This window comes from Wolbachia pipientis, assembly GCF_030373985.1.
Taxonomy (GTDB): domain Bacteria; phylum Pseudomonadota; class Alphaproteobacteria; order Rickettsiales; family Anaplasmataceae; genus Wolbachia; species Wolbachia pipientis_D.
Genome location: NZ_JAUCRB010000005.1, coordinates 1 through 21,068, shown reverse-complemented (window position 1 = coordinate 21,068; position 21,068 = coordinate 1). Strand labels below are relative to the sequence as shown.

The 21,068-nt window shown below is 35.0% G+C and carries 13 protein-coding genes and 1 tRNA gene; 5 read left to right on the top strand and 9 right to left on the bottom strand.

What is annotated here, in order from left to right:
* Positions 1-442: 442 nt before the first annotated feature.
* From QUS22_RS04695 to ubiA, 5 genes are all read left to right on the top strand, one after another.
* Entirely contained in the window at positions 443-3,517 is a 3,075-nt protein-coding gene (locus tag QUS22_RS04695; RefSeq protein ID WP_289513835.1) for an efflux RND transporter permease subunit, read from the top strand.
* Positions 3,518-3,604: 87 nt separating this feature from the next.
* Positions 3,605-5,167, top strand: a complete 1,563-nt coding sequence (nusA, locus tag QUS22_RS04690) for a transcription termination factor NusA (RefSeq protein ID WP_289513905.1) — start codon at positions 3,605-3,607, stop codon at positions 5,165-5,167.
* A gap of 8 nt (positions 5,168-5,175) precedes the next feature.
* The gene (gene infB, locus QUS22_RS04685; protein WP_289513834.1) at positions 5,176-7,497 is read left to right on the top strand and encodes a translation initiation factor IF-2; all 2,322 of its coding nucleotides are present in this window, start codon (positions 5,176-5,178) and stop codon (positions 7,495-7,497) included.
* A gap of 9 nt (positions 7,498-7,506) precedes the next feature.
* Positions 7,507-7,851, top strand: a complete 345-nt coding sequence (locus tag QUS22_RS04680; RefSeq protein ID WP_289513833.1) for a ribosome-binding factor A — start codon at positions 7,507-7,509, stop codon at positions 7,849-7,851.
* Positions 7,852-7,854: 3 nt separating this feature from the next.
* On the top strand, positions 7,855-8,712 hold the full coding sequence (gene ubiA / locus QUS22_RS04675) for a 4-hydroxybenzoate octaprenyltransferase (protein ID WP_289513832.1): 858 nt from the start codon (positions 7,855-7,857) through the stop codon (positions 8,710-8,712).
* A 483-nt stretch (positions 8,713-9,195) separates the two neighbouring features.
* On the opposite strand, the gene QUS22_RS04670 is transcribed toward ubiA, so the two are convergent.
* The 9 genes from QUS22_RS04670 to QUS22_RS04630 all read right to left on the bottom strand — a co-directional run.
* On the bottom strand, positions 9,196-17,721 hold the full coding sequence (locus QUS22_RS04670) for a DNA-directed RNA polymerase subunit beta/beta' (protein WP_289513831.1): 8,526 nt from the start codon (positions 17,719-17,721) through the stop codon (positions 9,196-9,198).
* Between the two features lie 65 nt (positions 17,722-17,786).
* Entirely contained in the window at positions 17,787-18,188 is a 402-nt protein-coding gene (gene rplL / locus QUS22_RS04665; RefSeq protein WP_289513830.1) for a 50S ribosomal protein L7/L12, read from the bottom strand.
* Between the two features lie 25 nt (positions 18,189-18,213).
* Positions 18,214-18,732 (bottom strand): 50S ribosomal protein L10, encoded by a 519-nt coding sequence (rplJ, locus tag QUS22_RS04660; protein WP_289513829.1) that lies wholly within the window; start codon positions 18,730-18,732, stop codon positions 18,214-18,216.
* A gap of 12 nt (positions 18,733-18,744) precedes the next feature.
* Positions 18,745-19,398 (bottom strand): 50S ribosomal protein L1, encoded by a 654-nt coding sequence (gene rplA, locus QUS22_RS04655; RefSeq protein WP_289513828.1) that lies wholly within the window; start codon positions 19,396-19,398, stop codon positions 18,745-18,747.
* A gap of 4 nt (positions 19,399-19,402) precedes the next feature.
* A complete protein-coding gene (locus tag QUS22_RS04650) occupies positions 19,403-19,843 on the bottom strand; it encodes an uL11 family ribosomal protein (protein WP_289513827.1) in 441 nt (146 codons plus the stop codon).
* A 2-nt stretch (positions 19,844-19,845) separates the two neighbouring features.
* On the bottom strand, positions 19,846-20,682 hold the full coding sequence (nusG, locus tag QUS22_RS04645; RefSeq protein ID WP_289513826.1) for a transcription termination/antitermination protein NusG: 837 nt from the start codon (positions 20,680-20,682) through the stop codon (positions 19,846-19,848).
* The gene (secE, locus tag QUS22_RS04640) at positions 20,672-20,872 is read right to left on the bottom strand and encodes a preprotein translocase subunit SecE (protein ID WP_289513825.1); all 201 of its coding nucleotides are present in this window, start codon (positions 20,870-20,872) and stop codon (positions 20,672-20,674) included. Before secE ends, nusG begins: the two co-directional genes overlap by 11 nt.
* Positions 20,873-20,891: 19 nt before the next feature.
* Positions 20,892-20,964: transfer RNA gene (locus QUS22_RS04635), tRNA-Trp, on the bottom strand.
* Between the two features lie 12 nt (positions 20,965-20,976).
* Positions 20,977-21,068 (bottom strand): EF-Tu C-terminal domain-related protein (locus QUS22_RS04630; RefSeq protein WP_289513904.1); only part of this gene is annotated, 92 nt, incomplete at its 5' end.

Below are 21,068 nucleotides of genomic sequence, written 5' to 3'. Positions count from 1 at the left end.
GTTCAAGACATCACCCAACGTCAAATTTTAATAAAGAGTGGAGTAATTAGCTACCACGTGGTTTTTTTGTCTTTTTTCTGCTTGGTAAATTGCTTAAGCATTAAAGCTAAGATTAGTTGAAGTTTAAAGGCAGCTAGATTGCACTGTTTAAGACTTAAAAAACGCCAATACTGAAAATAGATATTAACCGGGGCTTCTTTTGCCTTTTTTTATTTAGTAAATTTCCTAATGTTTTGATTAGTTGCAATTTAAGAGCACACAAAAAAGCTAATATTTTAAATAATTACCTTTTTTCTAGGTTATACAGGAGGTCTATTGTAATTTAGTGATGATTTTAATACTTAATATAGATATTCTAAAAGTTATATAAGAATTAATTAATATATAACGTATCTTAGATATAATGTTGTATAAAAGTATGCATATTCAATAAAATATTAACATGAAAAGCTTGCTCGTAGAGAGGAACAGGACAGTAATATTGTTGCTTATAGTGATTTTTACCTTTGGTTCATATGCTTATATAAAAATGCCAAGAGAAAGCAACCCAGGTATACAAATTCCTATAATAAGTGTGTTTATTGGATTTTCTGGAATTTCCGTTGAAGATAGTGAGAAGTTATTAGTTATTCCAATAGAAAATGAATTAAGGTCTATAGAAGGAGTTAAGGAGCTGCAGGCTCTGGCAACTAATGGTGGTGCCCATATAATACTTAAATTTGGCATAGAGTACAGTAATAAGGAAGTGCTCAGTAACGTCCGTTCAAAGCTTTCAGATATAAAATCAAAATTACCTATTGAAGCAGAATCTCCGATAATCAGTGAAGTAAACTTAAGCTTATTTCCTATATTAAATGTTGGATTGATTGGTAATTTACCGGAAAGGGCTTTAACTGAGATAGCGCTTAAATTAAAAAAGGAAATAGAATCTCTGCCAAATGTTCTCAAAGTTAAAGTGGCAGGTATGCGTAAGGAGACCGTGGAAGTGATAATTGAGCCCACAGTTCTCACAAGATATAACATTCAATTAGATGAAATATTTCATGCTATGTTAAACAATAATAAATTAGTAAGAGTTGGGTCTCTTGACAGTGACACAGGCAGATACTCAATCAAGGTATCAGGATTATTAAAAGATATAGAAGATATTATGAATATTCCTATTAGATCTCAAGGCGATGCAGTCTTGAGAATAAAGGATGTGGCAAAAGTGTATCCTAGATTTGAAGATTATAAAGAATTTGCTCGCATTAACGGATTGTCTAGTGTTGTATTAGAAATTTCAAAACGTAATGGCAAGAACATAATAGATACAGTGAATCAAGTAAAATACTTAATGGATAAGGCAAAAGATCAGTTACCTAAAAATCTAAAAGTGGTGTATTTGAACGACCAATCGAAAAATGTCCGCAATGTACTTGATGATCTGGAAAATAGCATAATATTTGCTGTGTTGTTAGTATTAGTTATAATAATACTCTCTATGGGCACAAGGATAGCTATCCTTGTGGCCCTTTCGATACCTGGTTCCTTTCTTATTGGAATAATAGCTCTTTACTTCATGGGCATAACTTTAAATATAGTTGTACTTTTTAGCTTAATTATGGCAGTTGGTATGTTGGTTGATGATGCAATTGTAATTAGCGAATATGCTGATAGAAAGATGATCTGCGGAATGGATAAGGTAGAAGCCTTTCACACTTCAGTCCATGATATGTTCTGTCCAGTTCTATCGTCAACGTTGACTAAATTGGTAGTATTTTTTCCTCTGTTATTGTGGCCTGACACAGTCGGTAAGTTCATGCAGTATATACCAATTACAATGATTTTAACTTTGATTGGTTCGCTCATCATGGCTTTGGTTTTCATATCAACACTTGGTGCTATATTTGGCAGGCCCTCGGTAACTTCGAAAGAGAAAATTGAAAGGATGAGTGCAATAGAAAGCGGTGAAATAAAGAGTACTGGGCCTATAATAAGGGCTTACGTATGCATGCTAGAAAAAGTCTTAAACCATCCTAAAAAATTTGTATGTGCTGTTGTATTCGTTTTGTTTTCGTTTAGTGTGTTGTACTTCACTTTTGGCCCTGGAGTAAAGTTTTTCCCGAAGGTGGACTCAGATAATATTTTTATCAGTGTTAAAGCAAAAGAAAGCTTATCAGCTAAGGAACGAGATCTTCTACTTAGAGAAGTAGAAAATCTTATTTTAAATGTGGAAAAAGATGTTAAAGTTTTCTACGCTAAGTCAGGATTGTTTGATGATGATGTTATCGCTAAGATCCAACTAGAACTTGTGGATTGGAACCTCAGGCGCAAAGCTAGTGACATATTGAATGATATAAGAAGCAGTGTGCAGGGTATTAAGGGAGTGGTAATTGATATTCAAGAAGAGAATTTAGGACCGTCAGCTGACAAGCCAATACAAATTAATCTCAGTGGGGATGAGTCTAGTTTGGATTTAGCAGCAGGGCAAATTCTAAAAATTATGGATCAACCTTCATCAGGGTTTATAAATATCCAAGATAGCAGGTCAACACCTAAAATAGAGTGGAACATAAGTGTTGACAAGAACAAGGCTGCAAGTTCTGAAGTAAGTGTTTCAACTATTGGCGATTTCATAAAAATGGTTACAAGTGGATTATTGATTGGAAAATATAGATCAAGTAACCTGGATCAGGAAGTAGATATTATACTTCGTTTTCCTGAAAGGGATCGTAACATGAAGGCTATAGAGAATCTTTTTATTAGTACGGCCAATGGCCCGTATCCTATGAGCAACATAGTGAAATATGCTCCCGAAAAAAAGATAAGCAAACTGAATAGGACTAATGGATCACGCGCAGTGACAATCTCTGCTGATGTTGACCCTAGCTATTTGGTTGATGAAAGAGTTAAGTTCATTCAAGATTCAATTGCTCGAGACTGGGGTAAGAAAATAAAAATTGATTTTAAAGGTGATAAAGAAAATCAACAAAAGTCAGGGGCCTTTTTGTTAAAGGCTTTTATACTGGCAATTACTTTGATGATCTTGGTATTAATGACACACTTTAATAGTGTATATCATACGTTCATTGTAATGACGGCAGTATTTTTATCTACTACATGTGTGTTCTTTGTTTTCTTCCTCATCCATAAAGTTTTTGTAATTGTTATGTGTGGAGTAGGAATAATTGCTTTAGCAGGGATCATAGTGAATAATAATATACTATTACTTGATGATTTTCATCACCAAGTTAAGGTACGCAAAAATGACATTAAGCAATGTGTAATAAATGCTTCAATTTCTCGTGTTAGGCCAATATTGCTTACTGTTTCAACCACAGTTCTTGGCTTAATACCGATGATCACCAAGTTAAATATCAATTTTTTCACGTTACAAATCACATATGATGCCCCATCAAGCCAGTGGTGGGTTGACATTTCAACAACAATAGCATGTGGAGTATTAGCTGCAACGGCTTTAACCTTATTTTTTACTCCTGCTTTGCTTGTGATGCAAAGACATGAAAAAACTTGACTTAAATTAACAATTATTTAACATTGAGGATAGTATTTTTTGCCCGTTGAAGTTATAATTATAACTAATTGTATAGGGTTTATTTGTATGGTTGCTAATCGCAAAAGCAGTGTTAAACAGAAAAGTGACAAAAATAATTTGGTTGGAAGCATTGATATAATAAAGACAGCAGGGGAGCTTTCACTGCAAAAAGGTCTAGATTTTGAAGTTATAATGAAGGCATTAGAAAGTGCCATAGAAGCAGTGGCCCGTCAAAAATATGGTAGCAAAAATAAGATTGTAGTTAATATAAATAGAAGCACAGGAAAAGTTACCTCATACAGAGAGTTAAAGGTTATTGATGATGGACCAAATAGGGAAGAGACTGCTGGATGTGAATCAATTACTCTTACACGAGCCAAGTTAATAAAAGAAGGTGCAAAAGTTGGGGATACTATTAATGAATTGCTTTCTCTTAACACTGATCTTGCTTCAGCAAGAATTGCCCAACAAAGAATTGCTCAAGTAATTAAATATGAAGAATTAAAAAAGCAATATGAGGAATTTAAAGATAAGGTGGGAGAAATAAGATATGGTATTGTTAAACAAGTGGAATATTCAGATCTGATTATAGACATAAATGGTGCTAAGGCGTACCTTCCATTGCGAAATTTAATCGGTGGTGAGTCATTTCGTGAAGGTGATAAGGTTAAAGCTTATATACAAACTGTTAAGCGTTCTGACGATGGGCGCCAAATTATTCTTTCTAGGGCCCATGAGGGTTTTTTGGAAGCATTGTTAAATCAAGAGATACCAGAAATTGCTGATGGTTTGGTAAAAATTAAAGGTATAGCTAGAGATGCTGGTTCAAGGTCTAAAGTTGCTGTTTTTTCTCCTGATAAGAACATCGATCCAGTAGGTGCTTGTGTTGGAGTTAAGGGGGAGAGAATAAAAACCATCATACATGAATTAAATGGAGAAAAAATTGATGTCATACATTACTCTTCAGACCTAGGCCAATTTGTTATTAAGGCAATTACTCCTGCAGAAGTGTCGAAGGTTATTATTGACGAGAATGAAAATTGTGTAGAATTAATAGTTGCTGAAGATCAATTGAGCTTAGCTATAGGAAAGAAAGGTCAAAATGTAAGATTAGCCTCAGAGCTTGTTGGGTGGAAGATTGAGATACTGAGTACTCAGCAGGAATCAGAGAGGCGGGGTAGGGAACTTAGTCAGTGTTCAGTTTTGTTTGCTGAAGCTCTAAATTTAGAGGAGATTATGGGTCAACTGTTAGTCACAGAAGGTTTTTCAAGTGTGGAGGATATATCCAATGCTTCAATTAAAGAGCTTGCTTCAATAGAAGGCTTTAACGAGGATATTGCGAATGAATTGCGTAACAGGGCAAATAAGTATCTAAAAGCAGAAAATGATAAAAAAATAGAAGGTTTAAGAGGTTTAGGTATGAAAGATCAGGTAATAAATTTACCTTTGTCAATAGATGATAAAATTGCTCTCAGTAAACATGGTATCAAAACTTTAGAGGACATAGCAGATTTGTCAAGTTATGAATTTTGTAGTATACTTTCTTCTTCAGCAAGCGATAAAGAAAATTTAAAAGATACAGTGGACTCAATAATCATGGAAGCGCGTAAGAGGCTTGGTGTAGTATAACAAACAATATGAATAATGAAGAAGATATCAGTAGTAAAAAATTAACACTTCAAGGCTTTAGCAAGCTTAAATTGGGTGTTAATTTGGCCTCTTCGGCAAGTGCAAGTACAGTAGCTACGATAGTAAAAAAAAGAAGAAAAAAACCTCATGGGTCAGAAGAACAATATAAGAGTAAATTAGGTTCTTTAACAGAAAAAGAGCAAGTTTTCCGTATTAATGCTGTACAGAATGCTGCTTTACTGAAAGAAAGGAATCTAAAAGAAGAAAAAGAAGTAGTAGCGGAAGAAGATAGTTGTAAAAAGGTTGATGATGAAGATGGCATTTCGGATGCTGCATTTAAAGAAACCAAAAAGAAAGGCTTGAATGGTGCTAGCTTAGTTAAGCTAACTGAAGATGGAATTGACGATGAGAATGCTAATAAAAAGCCTTTAAAGGCTAGCAAAGATATATATTCTAAGCATTCCAAGCTAATAATTGCACATTCAATAGATGATAAGCTTGAACAATCTTTTGTGTTTAAGCAAAGGTTTGGTATAAGAAATAAAAAATCAAAGTTCACTAAAGGTAAAAATATATCAAGGGAAGTTATAGTACCAGACAAGATCACAATCAGGGAATTATCTATTCGTATGGCAGAAGATAGTAAAAGTGTGCTAAAAGTGTTAAAAGAAGAAGTTAATGAGAGTTACGGAGTGGATGATTTGGTGAACCCGGATATAGCATGTGAAATAGTGGAAAAATTCAATCATGCAGCTAAACGAGTAAGTGATGCTGACAAAGAGAGGGATTTATTTTTCATAGAAGACAGAGGAAACTTACTTAAAAGACCTAAGCCGCCGGTTGTTACTTTTATGGGGCACGTTGATCATGGTAAAACTTCATTGCTCGATGCATTTCGCGAGTCTAATGTTGCAGAAAATGAATCAGGTGGGATAACTCAACACATAGGTGCTTATCAGATAATTACAAAAGATGAGCAGAAAATTACTTTTATTGATACACCAGGGCATGAGGCGTTCACTGCAATGCGTGAATGTGGCGCCAACATTACCAATATAGTTGTAATAGTAGTTGCAGCTGATGATGGAATAATGAAACAGACAGTTGAGGCAATAAGCCACGCAAAAGCAGCAGATGTTTCTATTATAGTTGCTATTAATAAGATCGATAAGTCGCAATCTGGTGATGTAGAAAGGATAGTTAGTAGTTTACCTCAATATGATCTTATTCCTGAAGAACTTGGTGGTGATGTTATGGTTGTGCCAGTATCAGCAAAAAAGAAAATCAACTTAGACAAACTAGAAGAGGCAATTTTGTTAATTGCTGAATTAATGAAGCTTGAGGCAATAGAAGATTGTCGAGCACTTGGGTGGGTGGTAGAATCTAAGATAGATAAAGCCAAAGGAATATCAGCTACATTGATAGTTGAAGAAGGAACACTAAAAGTTGGTGATATGTTGGTGGTGGGTACAACGTATGGTAAAGTACGCAGTATGGTTAATCACCTTGGTCAAAGAGAAAAGACAGCATTACCCTCTACTCCGGTTGAAATTACTGGTTTAAACGGCGTGCCAAATGCTGGAGATAAATTTGTTGTTGTAAGTTCTGAAAAGCAGGCACGTGAAATAGTTGAATACAGGTTAGAGTTAATCAAGAAAAAGGAAGAAAATTCAAGCAATAGTAATTTAGATATATTCAGTTGTAACGATAGTGAAATAGAAGAGCTATCTGTAGTTTTAAAGTGCGATGTAAGTGGTTCTATTGAAGCAATATCAAATTCAATTGATAAGCTTCGTAAAGGTCAAGTGAAATTAAATATCCTACACAAAGCAGTAGGAGGAATAACAGATTCTGATGTACTGCTTGCAGAAGCATCGAACTCAGTAATTTTGGCGTTTAATGTCAAAGTAGATTCAAAAATAAGAGATTTGGCAAAGCAAAAAGGTATAGAAATACACACTTATAATGTAATATATGAACTTATTGACAGTATGCAAATGCGCTTAATTAAAATGTTAAAGCCTGTAACACGAGAAGTGCGTATTGGCTCTGCCTCTGTGAGGCAGATATTTAATCCATCTAAAGCTGGCAATATTATTGGATGTTATGTGAATGATGGAGTCGTAAAAAAAGATTCTTTAATTAAGGTAATACGCAACAATAAATTAATACACGAAGGAAAATTGAAAACATTGCGTAGATTTAAGGATGATGTTAAAGAAGTAGTTACAAACTTTGAGTGTGGAATGTCTCTGGATGGTAATTTCGACATTAAAGCGGGAGATATTCTAGAAGTTTATCAATTAGTGCAAGAGGAAAGAATATTGTAGTAGCTAAATATGAGAAAAGAAATCCGAAGCCTAAAAATAGCGTCTGTGTTACATAGAGCAATATCTAGAGTCTTAATGGAAGGTAAGATATTCGATAAAGATATAGTGGTATTTGATGTAAAATTAAGTAAAGATTTAAAAAAAGCAGATGTATATATCGTGTTGTCTTCACTAAGCGAAAGGAATTGCAATATTAACACTATTGTTAATGAAATCAACCAATCTGCGTGGTTAATACGTAAATCCATATTGAGTTATGTTGATTTGCGATTTATACCTCAGTTAGTTTTCAAACCTGATTTAGCATTCGATAATTTCGTCAATGTAAGCAAGATACTAAGTAACCACACTTAATCAATGCATTTCAACTATTACTTTTCATTGATGAGGCTGTATAGTGTAACAGGTTTGTGGCTTGTATTGTTCCCCAGTTTGAGTGGCGTTGTCCTAGCCTCAACTTCTCTATCATGGAAGACTTTTTTTCTCCTTATTTTGTTTACTGTAGGTGCATTCTTAATGAGACCTGCAGGTTGCATAATCAATGATATTTTCGACAGAGAAATAGATGCACATGTTGAACGAACAAAATGTAGACCACTTGCAAGTGGTGCACTAAACGTAAAGCAGGCTTTGATTTTACTTTTTCTATTACTATCTATTGCACTAATAATCCTACTACTCACCAATAAAACTACACTTATACTTGGGATAATTTCAATGTGTATGATAACTGTTTATCCTTTATTAAAGCGTTATGTTTGGTGGCCGCAGTTGTTTTTAGGGTTTACTTTTAATATGGGATCGCTCATGGGCTGGTCGGCAGTGAAGAACCAGGTCAGTATAGAGCCTATGCTCTTTTATGCAGGATGCATCTTTTGGACACTCGGTTATGATACCATATACGCTCATCAAGATAAAAAGGATGATGAAAAACTAGGAATAAAATCAACAGCATTGTATTTTGGTGATGCAACAAAATGTTGGTTGAAAAGGTTTTACTTAATATCTCTTATGGCATGGCTATATGCTGGTATCTTGTCATCATTAAATAACATTTTTTATATCACTCTACTTGTCATAGGGTTCATGTTTCACCTCCAATATAAAGATCTCAATCTTGACGACTCTAGTCAATGTATGTCCATATTTAAAAATAACTCTTACGTAGGACTGCTGCTTTTTTTTAGCATTTTTTTAGATAGGGTTGTAAACTGAAATATAGTTAACCAATAAAAAGGTTCTCCAAGAAATTTAGGGTACTTGAGGGCGCCTTATTTGGGTAGTTCTTTAAAAATTTCACTCTTCTTGAGTTTGGTAACTGAATAAAGCTTACCTCATTATTGACAAACATCTAGCACCAACCTGCTTTACCCTTAGTATGATAGCCGGTTTCGTCAATATGCAGAAACTTTCTCAGCTAAGCATTTTCTGCTTTTAAGACTCTATTTTCTTCCTCAAATTTTTAGTATTTTTTCCTTCAAATCCTGCATAGCTCTGCAAGGCTAATTAACAGTTTAAACATTTGACCTTTCATTATCACCAATGTTTTGTTATTGACCATTTAATTATGCGCTACCATCTATTTTTTTCCTTCGAAGCTACTCTGTTGAAGGAATACAAATATTTTTAGCTATTGTCTTTAAATTACAACATACATGCAGTTGTAAATAGTACAGTTACTAGTCTTTACTAGCTCATTTAATTTGACTGATCGTAATGTGAAGCTTCTACGCTTTCTTTCTCGCAAGGATGTGAGTGACAACTATTACTTTCTAACAACTTCTCATCGTAAGCTTCGATATCAAAATATTTTTCATATTTATCTATATCATCGCAAAGTGAAAGTGCTCTGATCTTACTCATAATCAAACCCGTACCAGCAGGAATTAATCTTCCTACTATGACATTTTCTTTTAATCCATTTAAAGGGTCTTCTTTTCCACAGAATGCTGCTTCTGTTAGCACTTTCGTTGTCTCTTGAAAGGAGGCAGCAGAAATAAAGGAGTTAGTTTCAAGACTTGCTCTAGTAATCCCCTGCAAAATAGGAAGATAGCTAGCTGGCCGCTTGCCAGAGTTATTCATAGCATCGTTTTCTCTATCAACTTCTAACTTGTCAATACTTTCACCGACCAAGTACATAGTATCACAAGGATCAGTAATTTCTACTTTTTGTAACATCTGTTTTAATATCACCTCTAAATGCTTGTTATCTATACGAACACCCTGCAATCTATAAACTTTCTGTATTTCAGAAATCATGTAATGTGCTAAGGCTTCTAGCCCAAGTACACGCAAAATATCATGGAGATCTGGATCACCATCCATCAATAGATCACCTTTACGCACAAAATCACCCTCGTTAACTATTACATGCTTGCTTCTTGGTACCAAATACTCGACTGGAGAAATCTGCTCATCCACAGGTTTAATTAATATACTACGTTTGCCTCTCCGATCTTTCTCAGAAAACGCTACATGGCCATCTATTTCACTAACAATAGCATGCTCCCTAGGACGTCGTGCTTCAAACAACTCTATAACTCTAGGCAGACCACCAGTAATATCACGAGTTTTGACTGATTCCCTTGGCGTTCTTGTAATGATGTCACCTGCATGAACCTTCTGGCCATCTTGTACATTGAGTACTGCACCGATTGGTATAAAATAACATGCTTCAACGCCGCTTGCGAGTGTCATTACTTCACCATTATCATCAAGTAGCACTATACGAGGACGTAAATTAGCTCCACCAGAGTGCGATTTCCAATCTTTTACTACTTTACTTGATATTCCTGTAGATTCATCCATAACCTCAGTGATTGACACTCCATCTTTTAGATCTTGGTAAGACACTGTACCAGTCTTCTCCGTAATGATAGGTAATGTGTAAGGATCCCATTCTGCAACTTTATCACCAATTTTTACTGACTGGCATTCATCTACATAAAGTTTAGCACCATAAGGTACACTATGCCTTAACTTCTCACTACCAAGACTGTCAATCAATACGACTTCACAAGAACGACTTATTACAATTTTATCTCCATTTTTATCTACAATTATATTACTGTTGTTTAATTTTATTTTAGCATTAATAGAAGCTATAATATTTGAGGATTCAACACCCCTGGTCATTACTCCACCTATGTGGAAAGTACGCATCGTTAACTGAGTACCTGGCTCTCCAACAGATTGAGCAGCTATCACGCCAACTGCTTCGCCTATTGAAACAATTCTACCAGTTGCAAGATCTCTTCCATAACACAAAGCACATACACCTGGGCTTACTTCACAGGTTAAAGGTGATCTGATTTTTACAGCATCAAGACCTGCAATACTGATTTGTTTTACCTTGTGCTCATCGATTAATTCTCCTGCTTTCACCAGCAATTCTTTTGTCACTGGATTATATATATCATTTGCAGCTGTTCTACCAAGCACAACACTCTCTAAAGATGCAACTATAGTTCCTCCTTCAACTGTAGCTCTCACAACAAGACCATCTTTGGTTTTACAGTCATGCTTTATAACTATACAATTTTGAGACACATCAACTAAACGACGAGTTAGGTATCCTGAGTTTGCAGTTTTAAGTGCAGTATCAGCAAGACCTTTACGTGCACCATGAGTAGAATTAAAGTACTCAAATACATTTAACCCTTCACGGAAATTGGAAATTATAGGTGTTTCTATAATCTCACCAGAAGGCTTGGTCATGAGCCCTCGCATTCCAGCTAGCTGTTTCATCTGTGAAGTAGAACCTCTTGCACCAGAGTTAACCATCATATACACTGAATTATACTTACTACTTGCATCGTATATAGATATAGCTTTTAACATATCGTTGGCTATCATATCTGTACACTTAGACCACTCGTCTATAACTTTGTTATACCTCTCACTTCTGGTTATTAGCCCATCTTGATATTGCATAGAGAATTTCTTAATTTCGTTCCTCGCGTGATTAACGTGTGTAGCTTTAGTTTCAGGTATAACCATGTCACAACGACTGAAAGAAATGCCAGAAAATGTAGCGTACTCAAAGCCGAGTACCATTAATCTGTCAGAAAATTCCACCGTGGCACTTTGACCACAATTACGGTATACTAAATCAACTATGTTAGTTACTTCCTTAACTGTTAATACCTGATTTACAAGGTCAAAGCTTAGATTCTCATGTTTAGGAAATATCTGCCATAATATTAAGCGGCCAGGGGTTGTACAAATAGTTCTATAGTAAGTTTCACCGTTACTGCTAATGTATTCCATCCTATACTTTATACTAGAGTGGATATGCAAAGTACCATCAATCAAAGAATGTTCAACTTCACCAAAGGTACCCAAAAATGGTAGATTATTTTTTTTGTCAGTTTGTCCTTGCAAAGTTAAGTAGTATATGCCAAGTATTATATCTTTACTAGGAACTATGATCGGTCTGCCATTAGAAGGGCTTAAAACATTATTAGTTGACATCATCAACACTCTAGCTTCAAGCTGAGCTTCTAATGAAATCGGCACATGTACTGCCATTTGATCGCCATCAAAATCAGCGTTAAATGCTGTGCAGACAAGTGGATGAAGCTGTATTGCTTTACCTTCAATAAGAATTGGCTCGAAAGCCTGAATACCAAGTCTATGTAGAGTGGGTGCTCTATTGAGCAAAACAGGATGTTCTTTTATTACCTCTTCAAGCATATCCCAAACTTCCGGTTTCTCTGCTCTTATCAATTTACTAGCAAACTTAATAGTTGGAGCCATACCATACATCTTAAGCTTTGAGTAAATAAAAGGCTTGAATAACTCAAGAGCCATTCTTTTTGGTAATCCACACTGATTTAACTTTAAAGTTGGGCCAACAACTATTACGGAACGTCCAGAATAGTCTACTCTTTTTCCTAAAAGGTTCTGGCGGAAACGACCTTGTTTCCCTTTTAGCATATCGCTAATAGATTTTTTATACCCGGCAGCACCAGCCTTATTTGTCAAGGCATTACGACGACTATTATCAAAAAGGGAATCAACTGCTTCTTGCAACATCCTTTTCTCGTTACGGATCATAATCTCAGGAGGATTCAAGCTTAATAGTTTTCTCAATCGATTATTTCTATTAATAATAGTCCTATAATGATGATTCAGATCAGAAACTGCAGGACGGCCACTTTCGAGAGATACTAAAGGGCGCAAGTCAGGTGGTAAAATAGGTATAGTCGTAAGTATCATCCACTCAGGTCTATTTCCAGACTTGATAAAATTTTCAATAATACGTAATCTCTTTATAATTTTCTTTCTTCTTATTTCGGAAGCAACGGACTCTAACTCTAGTCTTAAATCCTTTCTAATTTCATGTAAATCTAGACGAGTTAGCAACTCTCTTATTGCTTCAACACCTTGCATAGCTACAAAGCTATCAACCCCATAGCTATCTTTAGCCTCGTTATAGGATTTTTCACTAATAATCTCACCTTTTTCAAAGGGAGAAACGAGAGGATCTATTACAATATAATTATTGCTATATAAAATATTCTCAATATCTCTAAGAGACATATCTAATAATGCTCCAATCCTTGAAGGAAGTGACTTCAAAAACCATATATGAGCAACAGGAGACGCAAGCTCTATATGACCCATTCTTTCTCTTCTTACTTTAGAAGATGTAACTTCCACTCCACACTTTTCACATATACGACCTCTATGTCTTCTTTTTTTGTATTTTCCACATAAACATTCGTCGTCATTAACAGGACCAAAAACCTTTGGACAAAATAATCCACCTTTCTCAACTTTAAATGTGCGATAATTTGCAGTTGAAACGTCTTTTATCTCACCATAAGACATAGATTTTATATTTTCAGGGCTAGCAACCGATATACTAATCTTATCAAAAGACTGTGCGATGTTAGTATGAGATATATCTCCAATGACCACATCATTTTGCTTTAAGGCGACATTTAAACATAAAGAACGTAGTTCTTTTATCATCACATTGAAAGATTCAGGAGTCCCACATTCAAAATTACTGTCACCTTTTATTATTGATTCATAAATCTTAATCCTACCATTAATGTCATCAGACTTTACGGTTAACATTTCCTGTAAAGTATAAGCAGCACCATATGCTTGCAATGCCCAACATTCCATTTCACCAAAACGCTGACCACCGAAATGGGATTTCCCTCCAAGAGGTTGCTGGGTAACCAAACTATAAGGCCCTACTGAACGTGCATGAATTTTATCATCAACTAGGTGGTGTAACTTAAGCATGTACATATAACCAACCGTAACCTTACGGTCAAATTTTTCACCGGTGCAACCGTTGTACAATACAGTTTGTCCAGAATTGTCCAAATCAGCAAGTTCAAATAATTTTGTTATTTTTTCATCTTTTGGACCTTCAAATACAGGTGCAGCAACAGGGACGCCATCACGTAATTTATATGCAAACTCAATCAAGTCACTATCACTAACCTCACGAATATTGTTACAGATGGATACATCACTACCACAGCTATATACTTTGATAAGGAAGTTACGTAAACTGTCATACAAGCTTTTACAAGAGTTTAAATAATTTTCCACTAACGCGTTTAGCTCACCATCTAGTGTATTTGTACTAGATGTGTTAAAAATAGAAACAGTTATTTCGTTATCACTAACTTCCTCAATGTTTCTGTTATCAAGATACGCTGCTGCAAATTTTGCAAAACTGTCATCATTAAGAGATCTAATTTCTTTACAGAAAACACTCTTAGTTTCATTGATTTCATCAAGAATGTTACTTACCTTTTTTCCTAATCTTTTGCAAGCCCAACCTATATGAGTTTCCAGTATTTGTCCCACATTCATTCTTGATGGAACACCAAGAGGATTGAGGATAATATCAACAGGAGTACCATCTTCCAAATAAGGCATATCTTCCACTGGTACAACTCGGGAAATCACACCTTTGTTTCCATGTCTACCAGCCATTTTATCTCCCGGCTGTAGACTGTGCTTTACAGCAATGAAAACTTTTACTGACATTGACACACCCTGAGGTAAGTCATAGCCTTCATCCAGTTTTTCTACTTTCTGCTTAAACTGTGTTATTACATTTGATACTTTTTCATCAAAATCCTTTTTTAAACTCTTAACTTGTTCAGAAATAGATCGATTTTTTAATCCTATATTCCACCATTGTTCATGTTCAATAGTATCAAGTTTTTCTTGGTCTTGAGAGCCAGAATGAACTAAAAGCTTTTTCAGTTCATCATAGAAATACTCACTAGTAACATTGACTATATAGTCTCGCTCTTTCTCTAAGTCATCTATTTCTTTTTGCTTAATAAGCAATGCCCTTTCATTTTCTTCAACCCCTCTGCGCGTAAAGACTCGTACATCAATCACTGTTCCTTCAACGTCCAGAGATGTGTACAAAGAGGAATCTGCACAATCGAATGACTTTTCACCAAAAATCGTCATTAACAACTTTGTTTCAGGAGGTAATGAAAGAGAAGGTTTAGGTGTAACTTTACCTACCAGAATATAACCTGGACCTACTCTTGTACCAATTTTTACTATACCGTTATCATCTAAGTGATATAAATTTTCTTCATTAATACCAGGTATAGCGCGAGTTATTTTCTCTGACCCTAAAGGAGTATCATGTACAACACATTCAAATTCTTCTATGTGGATAGAGGTAAATAGGTCTTTTTTAACAACTTCGCTGGAAATAATAATCGAGTCTTCAAAATTATAACCTTGCCAAGACATAAAAGCGACTAGCAAATTTTTACCAAGTGCTAGCTCGCCGCTATTAATTGCAGCGCCATCAGCTATTACATCACTCTCTTTAACATAATCACCTACGCGTACTAGCGGTCTTTGATTAATGCAAGTGTTATGGTTGGAACGTTGAAATTTCTTTAAATGATAAATATCCACACCCAGGTAATTAACCCTTTTCTCATCAAAAGCACGTATAACTATAGAATTACTATCAACACTATCGACTATACCATCACGCTTTGCCAAAACTACAGCACCAGAACCAGAAGCTACAAAAGATTCCATACCAGTTGCAACCAAAGGAGCAGTTGGCTTTAATAAAGGTACAGCTTGACGTTGCATGTTCGAGCCCATTAATGCTCTGTTGGCATCATCATTTTCTAAAAATGGGATTAGGGAAGCTGCAACTGATATTACCTGTTTAGGAGATATGTCGATATAGCTCACCTGATCACTACTTACCATGACGAAACTGCCAGCATATCTGCAGTATAGCATGTCATCGATAAAACGATTACTTTCGTCAAGCTTTGCACTGGTATCAGCTATATAATATGAACCTTCATCTATTGCAGATAGATACTCAATTTGACCAGTGACAACTCTATTAACTACTTTTCTATAAGGGCTTTCAATAAAACCATATTTATTAACGCGTGCATATATAGCTAAACTATTGATTAGTCCTATATTTTGTCCTTCAGGAGTTTCAATGGGACAAATTCTCCCATAATGAGTTGGATGAACATCACGCACTTCAAACCCTGCACGGTCTCTCGTTAAACCGCCTGGACCTAATGCTGATAACCTTCTTTTATGTGTTATCTCAGATAATGGATTAGTCTGATCCATAAACTGGGATAATTGAGAAGAATTGAAAAAATCTCTTAAAACGTTAGTTAACACTTTAGGATTAATAAAATCAGATGGGGAAACTTTATCTAAACCAGAAGTAGACATAGAATCAATTATTACACGTTCCAGTTTTAGCAACCCAGCTCTAAACTGATTTTCTACAAACTCTCCGACTGATCTTACTCTTCTATTTCCTAAGTGATCAATGTCGTCCACAGATCCTTGACCGTCACGTAACAGTACTATTTTTCTTACAATTTCAATAATATCTTCATGTGTTAGAACAGTTAAATTTTCGTCATAGTGCAACCCAAGATAGGAGTTAAGCTTCAATCTACCAATATTAGACAGATCGTAATACTCAGGATTAAAGAAAAGGTTATGGAAAAACTCTTCTACTATCTCCAAAACAGGAACTTCACCAGGACGCAAGACTTTATATATTTCATACAGCGCATCCTGATAAGACATGTTTTCATCTAGAAAAAGTGTATTTAATATATAAGGTCCAACAGATAGATTGTCGATATTTAATACTGATATTTCACCTATAGATAGTAACTCAAGCTTTTTTACGTCTTCCACCTTTATAGTCTCACCAGCAGATAAAATTTTTGTAGAGCTAACGCTATCTATTAAATCTTCTGCGAGGAATAAACCACATATAGAATCAAAAGGTACTAAATACTCTTTTAGTCCATCTTCATGTAGCTTTTTAGCTAATCTTGAGGTAATACGAACATTAGCTTTAAGTAACACATTGCCTTCAACATCAATTAAGTCAAAAGGTAACCTAACTCCCTTAAATTTATCAGGAATGAAAGGTACTTTCCAACCATTCCTATATTTTACATATTTTATCTTTTCATAAAATTTATCAAATATGTCATTATTTGATAAGCCCAATGCCTTTAATAAAACTGAGACTGGTAATTTTCTTTTCCTATCAATACGGAAATATAAATGGTCTTTAACATCAAATTCAATATCAAGCCAGGAACCTCTATAAGGAATAACCCTAGCGGAATAGATTAGTTTACCTGAGTTGTAGGTTTTTCCCTTATCACTATCAAAAAATACACCAGGAGACCTGTGCATCTGTGAGACGATAACTTTTTCTACACCATTGATGATAAAAGTACCTTTGTCAGTCATTATCGGCAACTCACAAAAGTGAACTTCCTGCTCCTCTATAAACTTTATAATGGTTGCAAGCTTAGAATGATCTCCACTCTCTTTAATCTCTCTATATTCATCAAGAGAAATACCATCCTGCATAACAACAAGACGTATAGAAGCAATGACTCGAGCAGAAAAAGTTATGCTGCGCTTTATACAATCAGACTCATCATACCTAGGATTATCTATTTTACAGCTTATAAACTCAATAGTAGCCCTATGTAGAGGATCATTTACCGGAAAAACTGAATGAAAGATTGATTCAAGTCTTTCATTACCATGACTGCCGGGAGTAAACGACTTGTATGACTCTTTTTGAACTTTAACCAAATCTAGTAAAGAATCTTTTAAGTCAATCGACCTAGAATAAGAGACCCTAGGAACAAAAGCACCAGAAACACACATATAAGAAGAACCATCCATTAAAATACCCTAAATTAACTAAAAGCGCTACATTAATATAAAATTAATATATTAAAATAAGCGTCCTATTCGAGTTCCACTTTGATTGCTCCTGCTTCAATGAGTTGTTGCTTTATTTTTTCTGCTTCATCTCTAGAAATATTAGCAGTTAAATCTTTAGGCAAAGATTCAACTAACTCTTTTGCTTCTTTTAAGCCTAGTTCAGAATTAATCTTTCTTACCGTCCTGATAATTTCCATTTTTTTGCTTGCATCAATTTCTTTAATCACAACTTTGCATTCAGCTTTTTCTTGAGCAGCAGAACCAGCAGTATTATCACTAGTAGGTGCGCTAGCACCAACAACTCCACCAGTGAAAGAACCAGTAGGTAACCCTATTTTCTGTTCTAGAGCTTTTACAAGTTCAGATGCCTCTAGTAGGTTTAAAGATAATATTTTATCAACCAAATCGTTTGTTACATTACTCATACTATTACCTTACTTAACAACAAATTTATTTTTTAGAACTATAATAATCCAACACCCTGATAAGTCTCATGGAAGATGAATTAACAGATGACGCCAACCGTGCAGGAATATTATAAGATATTAAACGCATAATTTTAATAAGCAACTCATCCAGAGAGGGCAACTTAGCCAGTTTATTAACATCTTCCACTGTAAGTAGTTGATTTAAGTGAGCTGCGCAAATCACAGACATCTTTTCTTTATTAGCATCAGTGAAATCAACTATTAGCTTTGCAGCTTCTACTACACTACTGGAGTATATAATAGCTACAGGACCAGAGAATTTATCTGATAAATAAGAAAATCTATCGGCTCTTTCCAAAGCTAAACGCGCTAAAGTATTTTTAACTACTAATATCCCACCTGCTATAGACTTTAGGCCATTCCTAAGAATTAATGAATCATTGGCATTTATAGATTTAAAATTTACCAGTATTAAGAAATCATTATTTACAAACACATTCATTATGTTCTGTATAAACTCATCCTTACTTTCACGCTTCACAGTGTTACTCCCTTAAATTATATCTTCCACTTTGTTTATCTTATAAGCTTTGCCCATAGTTGAATTTAAAAAAACACTCTTAAAATACACCCCTTTTACGGAAATAGGTTTATTATTTTTAATTACTTTAAGAAAGGCTTTCAAATTTTCTAGCAAATCATCAACACCGAACTTGATGTTTCCTAATTTACCGTGAATAATACCATTTTTATCTGTCTTAAATTTTATTTGACCAGACTTAATGATCTTAATAACTTCTACGAAGTTAGAAGTTACGGTACCAAACTTGGGGTTAGGCATCAATCCTTTAGCACCTAATATTTTTGCAATAGGAGTGATCTTTGCTATGAAGTCGGGAGTAGTGATGCACCAATCAACATCTAGTTTTCTACCCTTTTTCATTTCTTCAACTAAATCTTCTCCTCCTACAATGTCGGCACCAGCTTTTTCAGCTTCTAATAAATGCTTATCTTGGGCAAAAACAGCTACTTTGATGTCTTTTCCAATACCTTTAGGCAAAATTACCGTACCACGCACCTGTTCTTCAGATTTACGTGAATCTACACCTAAGTTAACCGCAATGTCAATTGATTCTTTAAACTTTGCTGAAGCAGATTCAATAATCTTTTCTAAACATTGTTTAGGGCTATCGTGATATGTGTTCATGTTTCTAACCTTCTATAACTTCTATACCCATAGATTTAGCAGTACCGACAACCATTTTTACTGCTGAATTCTCATTATCCACTTTCATGTCAGCCATTTTACATTTTGCTACCTTAATTATAGCAGACATAGGCAATTTAGCCACCAATTCTTTACCTGGATTACTAGAACTTTTGCTCAATTTAGCCTCCTGTTTAAGCAAGTAAGCCACAGGTGGTCCACTGACAGTAAAATCGTGAGAGCGATCGTCCTTTATGGAGATTCGCACTGTTACCAGGTCACCTACTTTATAATTAGCGTTAGCTCTGCTAGCCACTTTATTAAAAGCCTCGCAAAACTTAGGAACAGGTATACCGCGCGGACCAAGCACTGAAGCAATTTTTGGTCCGGGTACTGCTTTTCCAGCTTCCATTAGTAAGTTAATCTTAGCAACTACAACACTCATAATTAATCCTTTATTTTCTCTACTTGAGCCAAATCTAACTCTATTATTGTTGGCTTACCTAAAATCAACACTTCTACATTAATAATTTTTTTCTCATCATTAATCGTATCTACCCTACCAGTAAAATTTTGAAAGAGACCATCATTAATTTTCACCTTTTCCCCTTTTTCATAACCGTGACTTAACTTTTTTGCCTCTTGAGCATTATAAAGTGCATCACGCATTGAGAGAATTTCATTGTCTGAAATTACTTTGGGAATATTGCCATTTTTTAAGAATCCATAGACTTTAAGGGACTTTGGTATACTATTGACAAAGTTTAACACTTCATCACACAAATTTACATATAAAAAAACATAACCAGGAAAGCATTTCCTTCGCTTAGCAGTTTTTTTAGATCTTAATTCTGCCTCACTTGGCTCTTCGTATGGGATAAAAACTTCCTTAAAGTAATCATTAATCCCTAATCTTATGGAATTTTCTAATATATGTTGGCAAACTTTCTCTTCATAATTGGAAGCGACTCTCAAAATATACCATTTGTATTTATTGAACTCTCTACGCTTTAAACTCACTTCATTATCTGAAACTACGTCAAAATTCCCAGGTTCACCATTGCAGAACCCTGGCGTTTGATTCAAAATATCTTTGCTCTCATCGCATAAATGCATGCACACGTACACTTCATATAACTCTTTTATATCAGGTTTTGAATTACATACCGTTTGATAAGGAATAAATACCTCTTTGAAATAGATAGCACTACTTACCAACTTACGCACATGTCTCTCATGCCCGTAATTAACCTTAATAGTGTACCATTTATATTCATGTTCCATAAATAATCCCAAATAAAGCCTTAATCGTGCAAAGAGATGTGAAATCTACAAGACAAAAGAAAACTGAGAAGCATAATATAAAGATTGCCACAACGAATAAAGATGATAGCACCTCTTGCTTCTTCACCCAGGCAATTCTCCTTATTTCTTGTTTTATACCACAAAAAAAAACACTCAAACTTTTTAACATTTTTCACATAAAATTAATGCAGGAGCGATAGGGATTGAACCTACAGCCTCTGGTTTTGGAGACCAGCGCTCTACCAATTGAGCTACACTCCTATGGTTTCTCATCTACTCCAAAATTTCGGAAACGACACCAGAACCAACAGTTTTACCACCTTCTCTTATTGCAAAACGTAATCCCTTATCCATCGCTATCGATG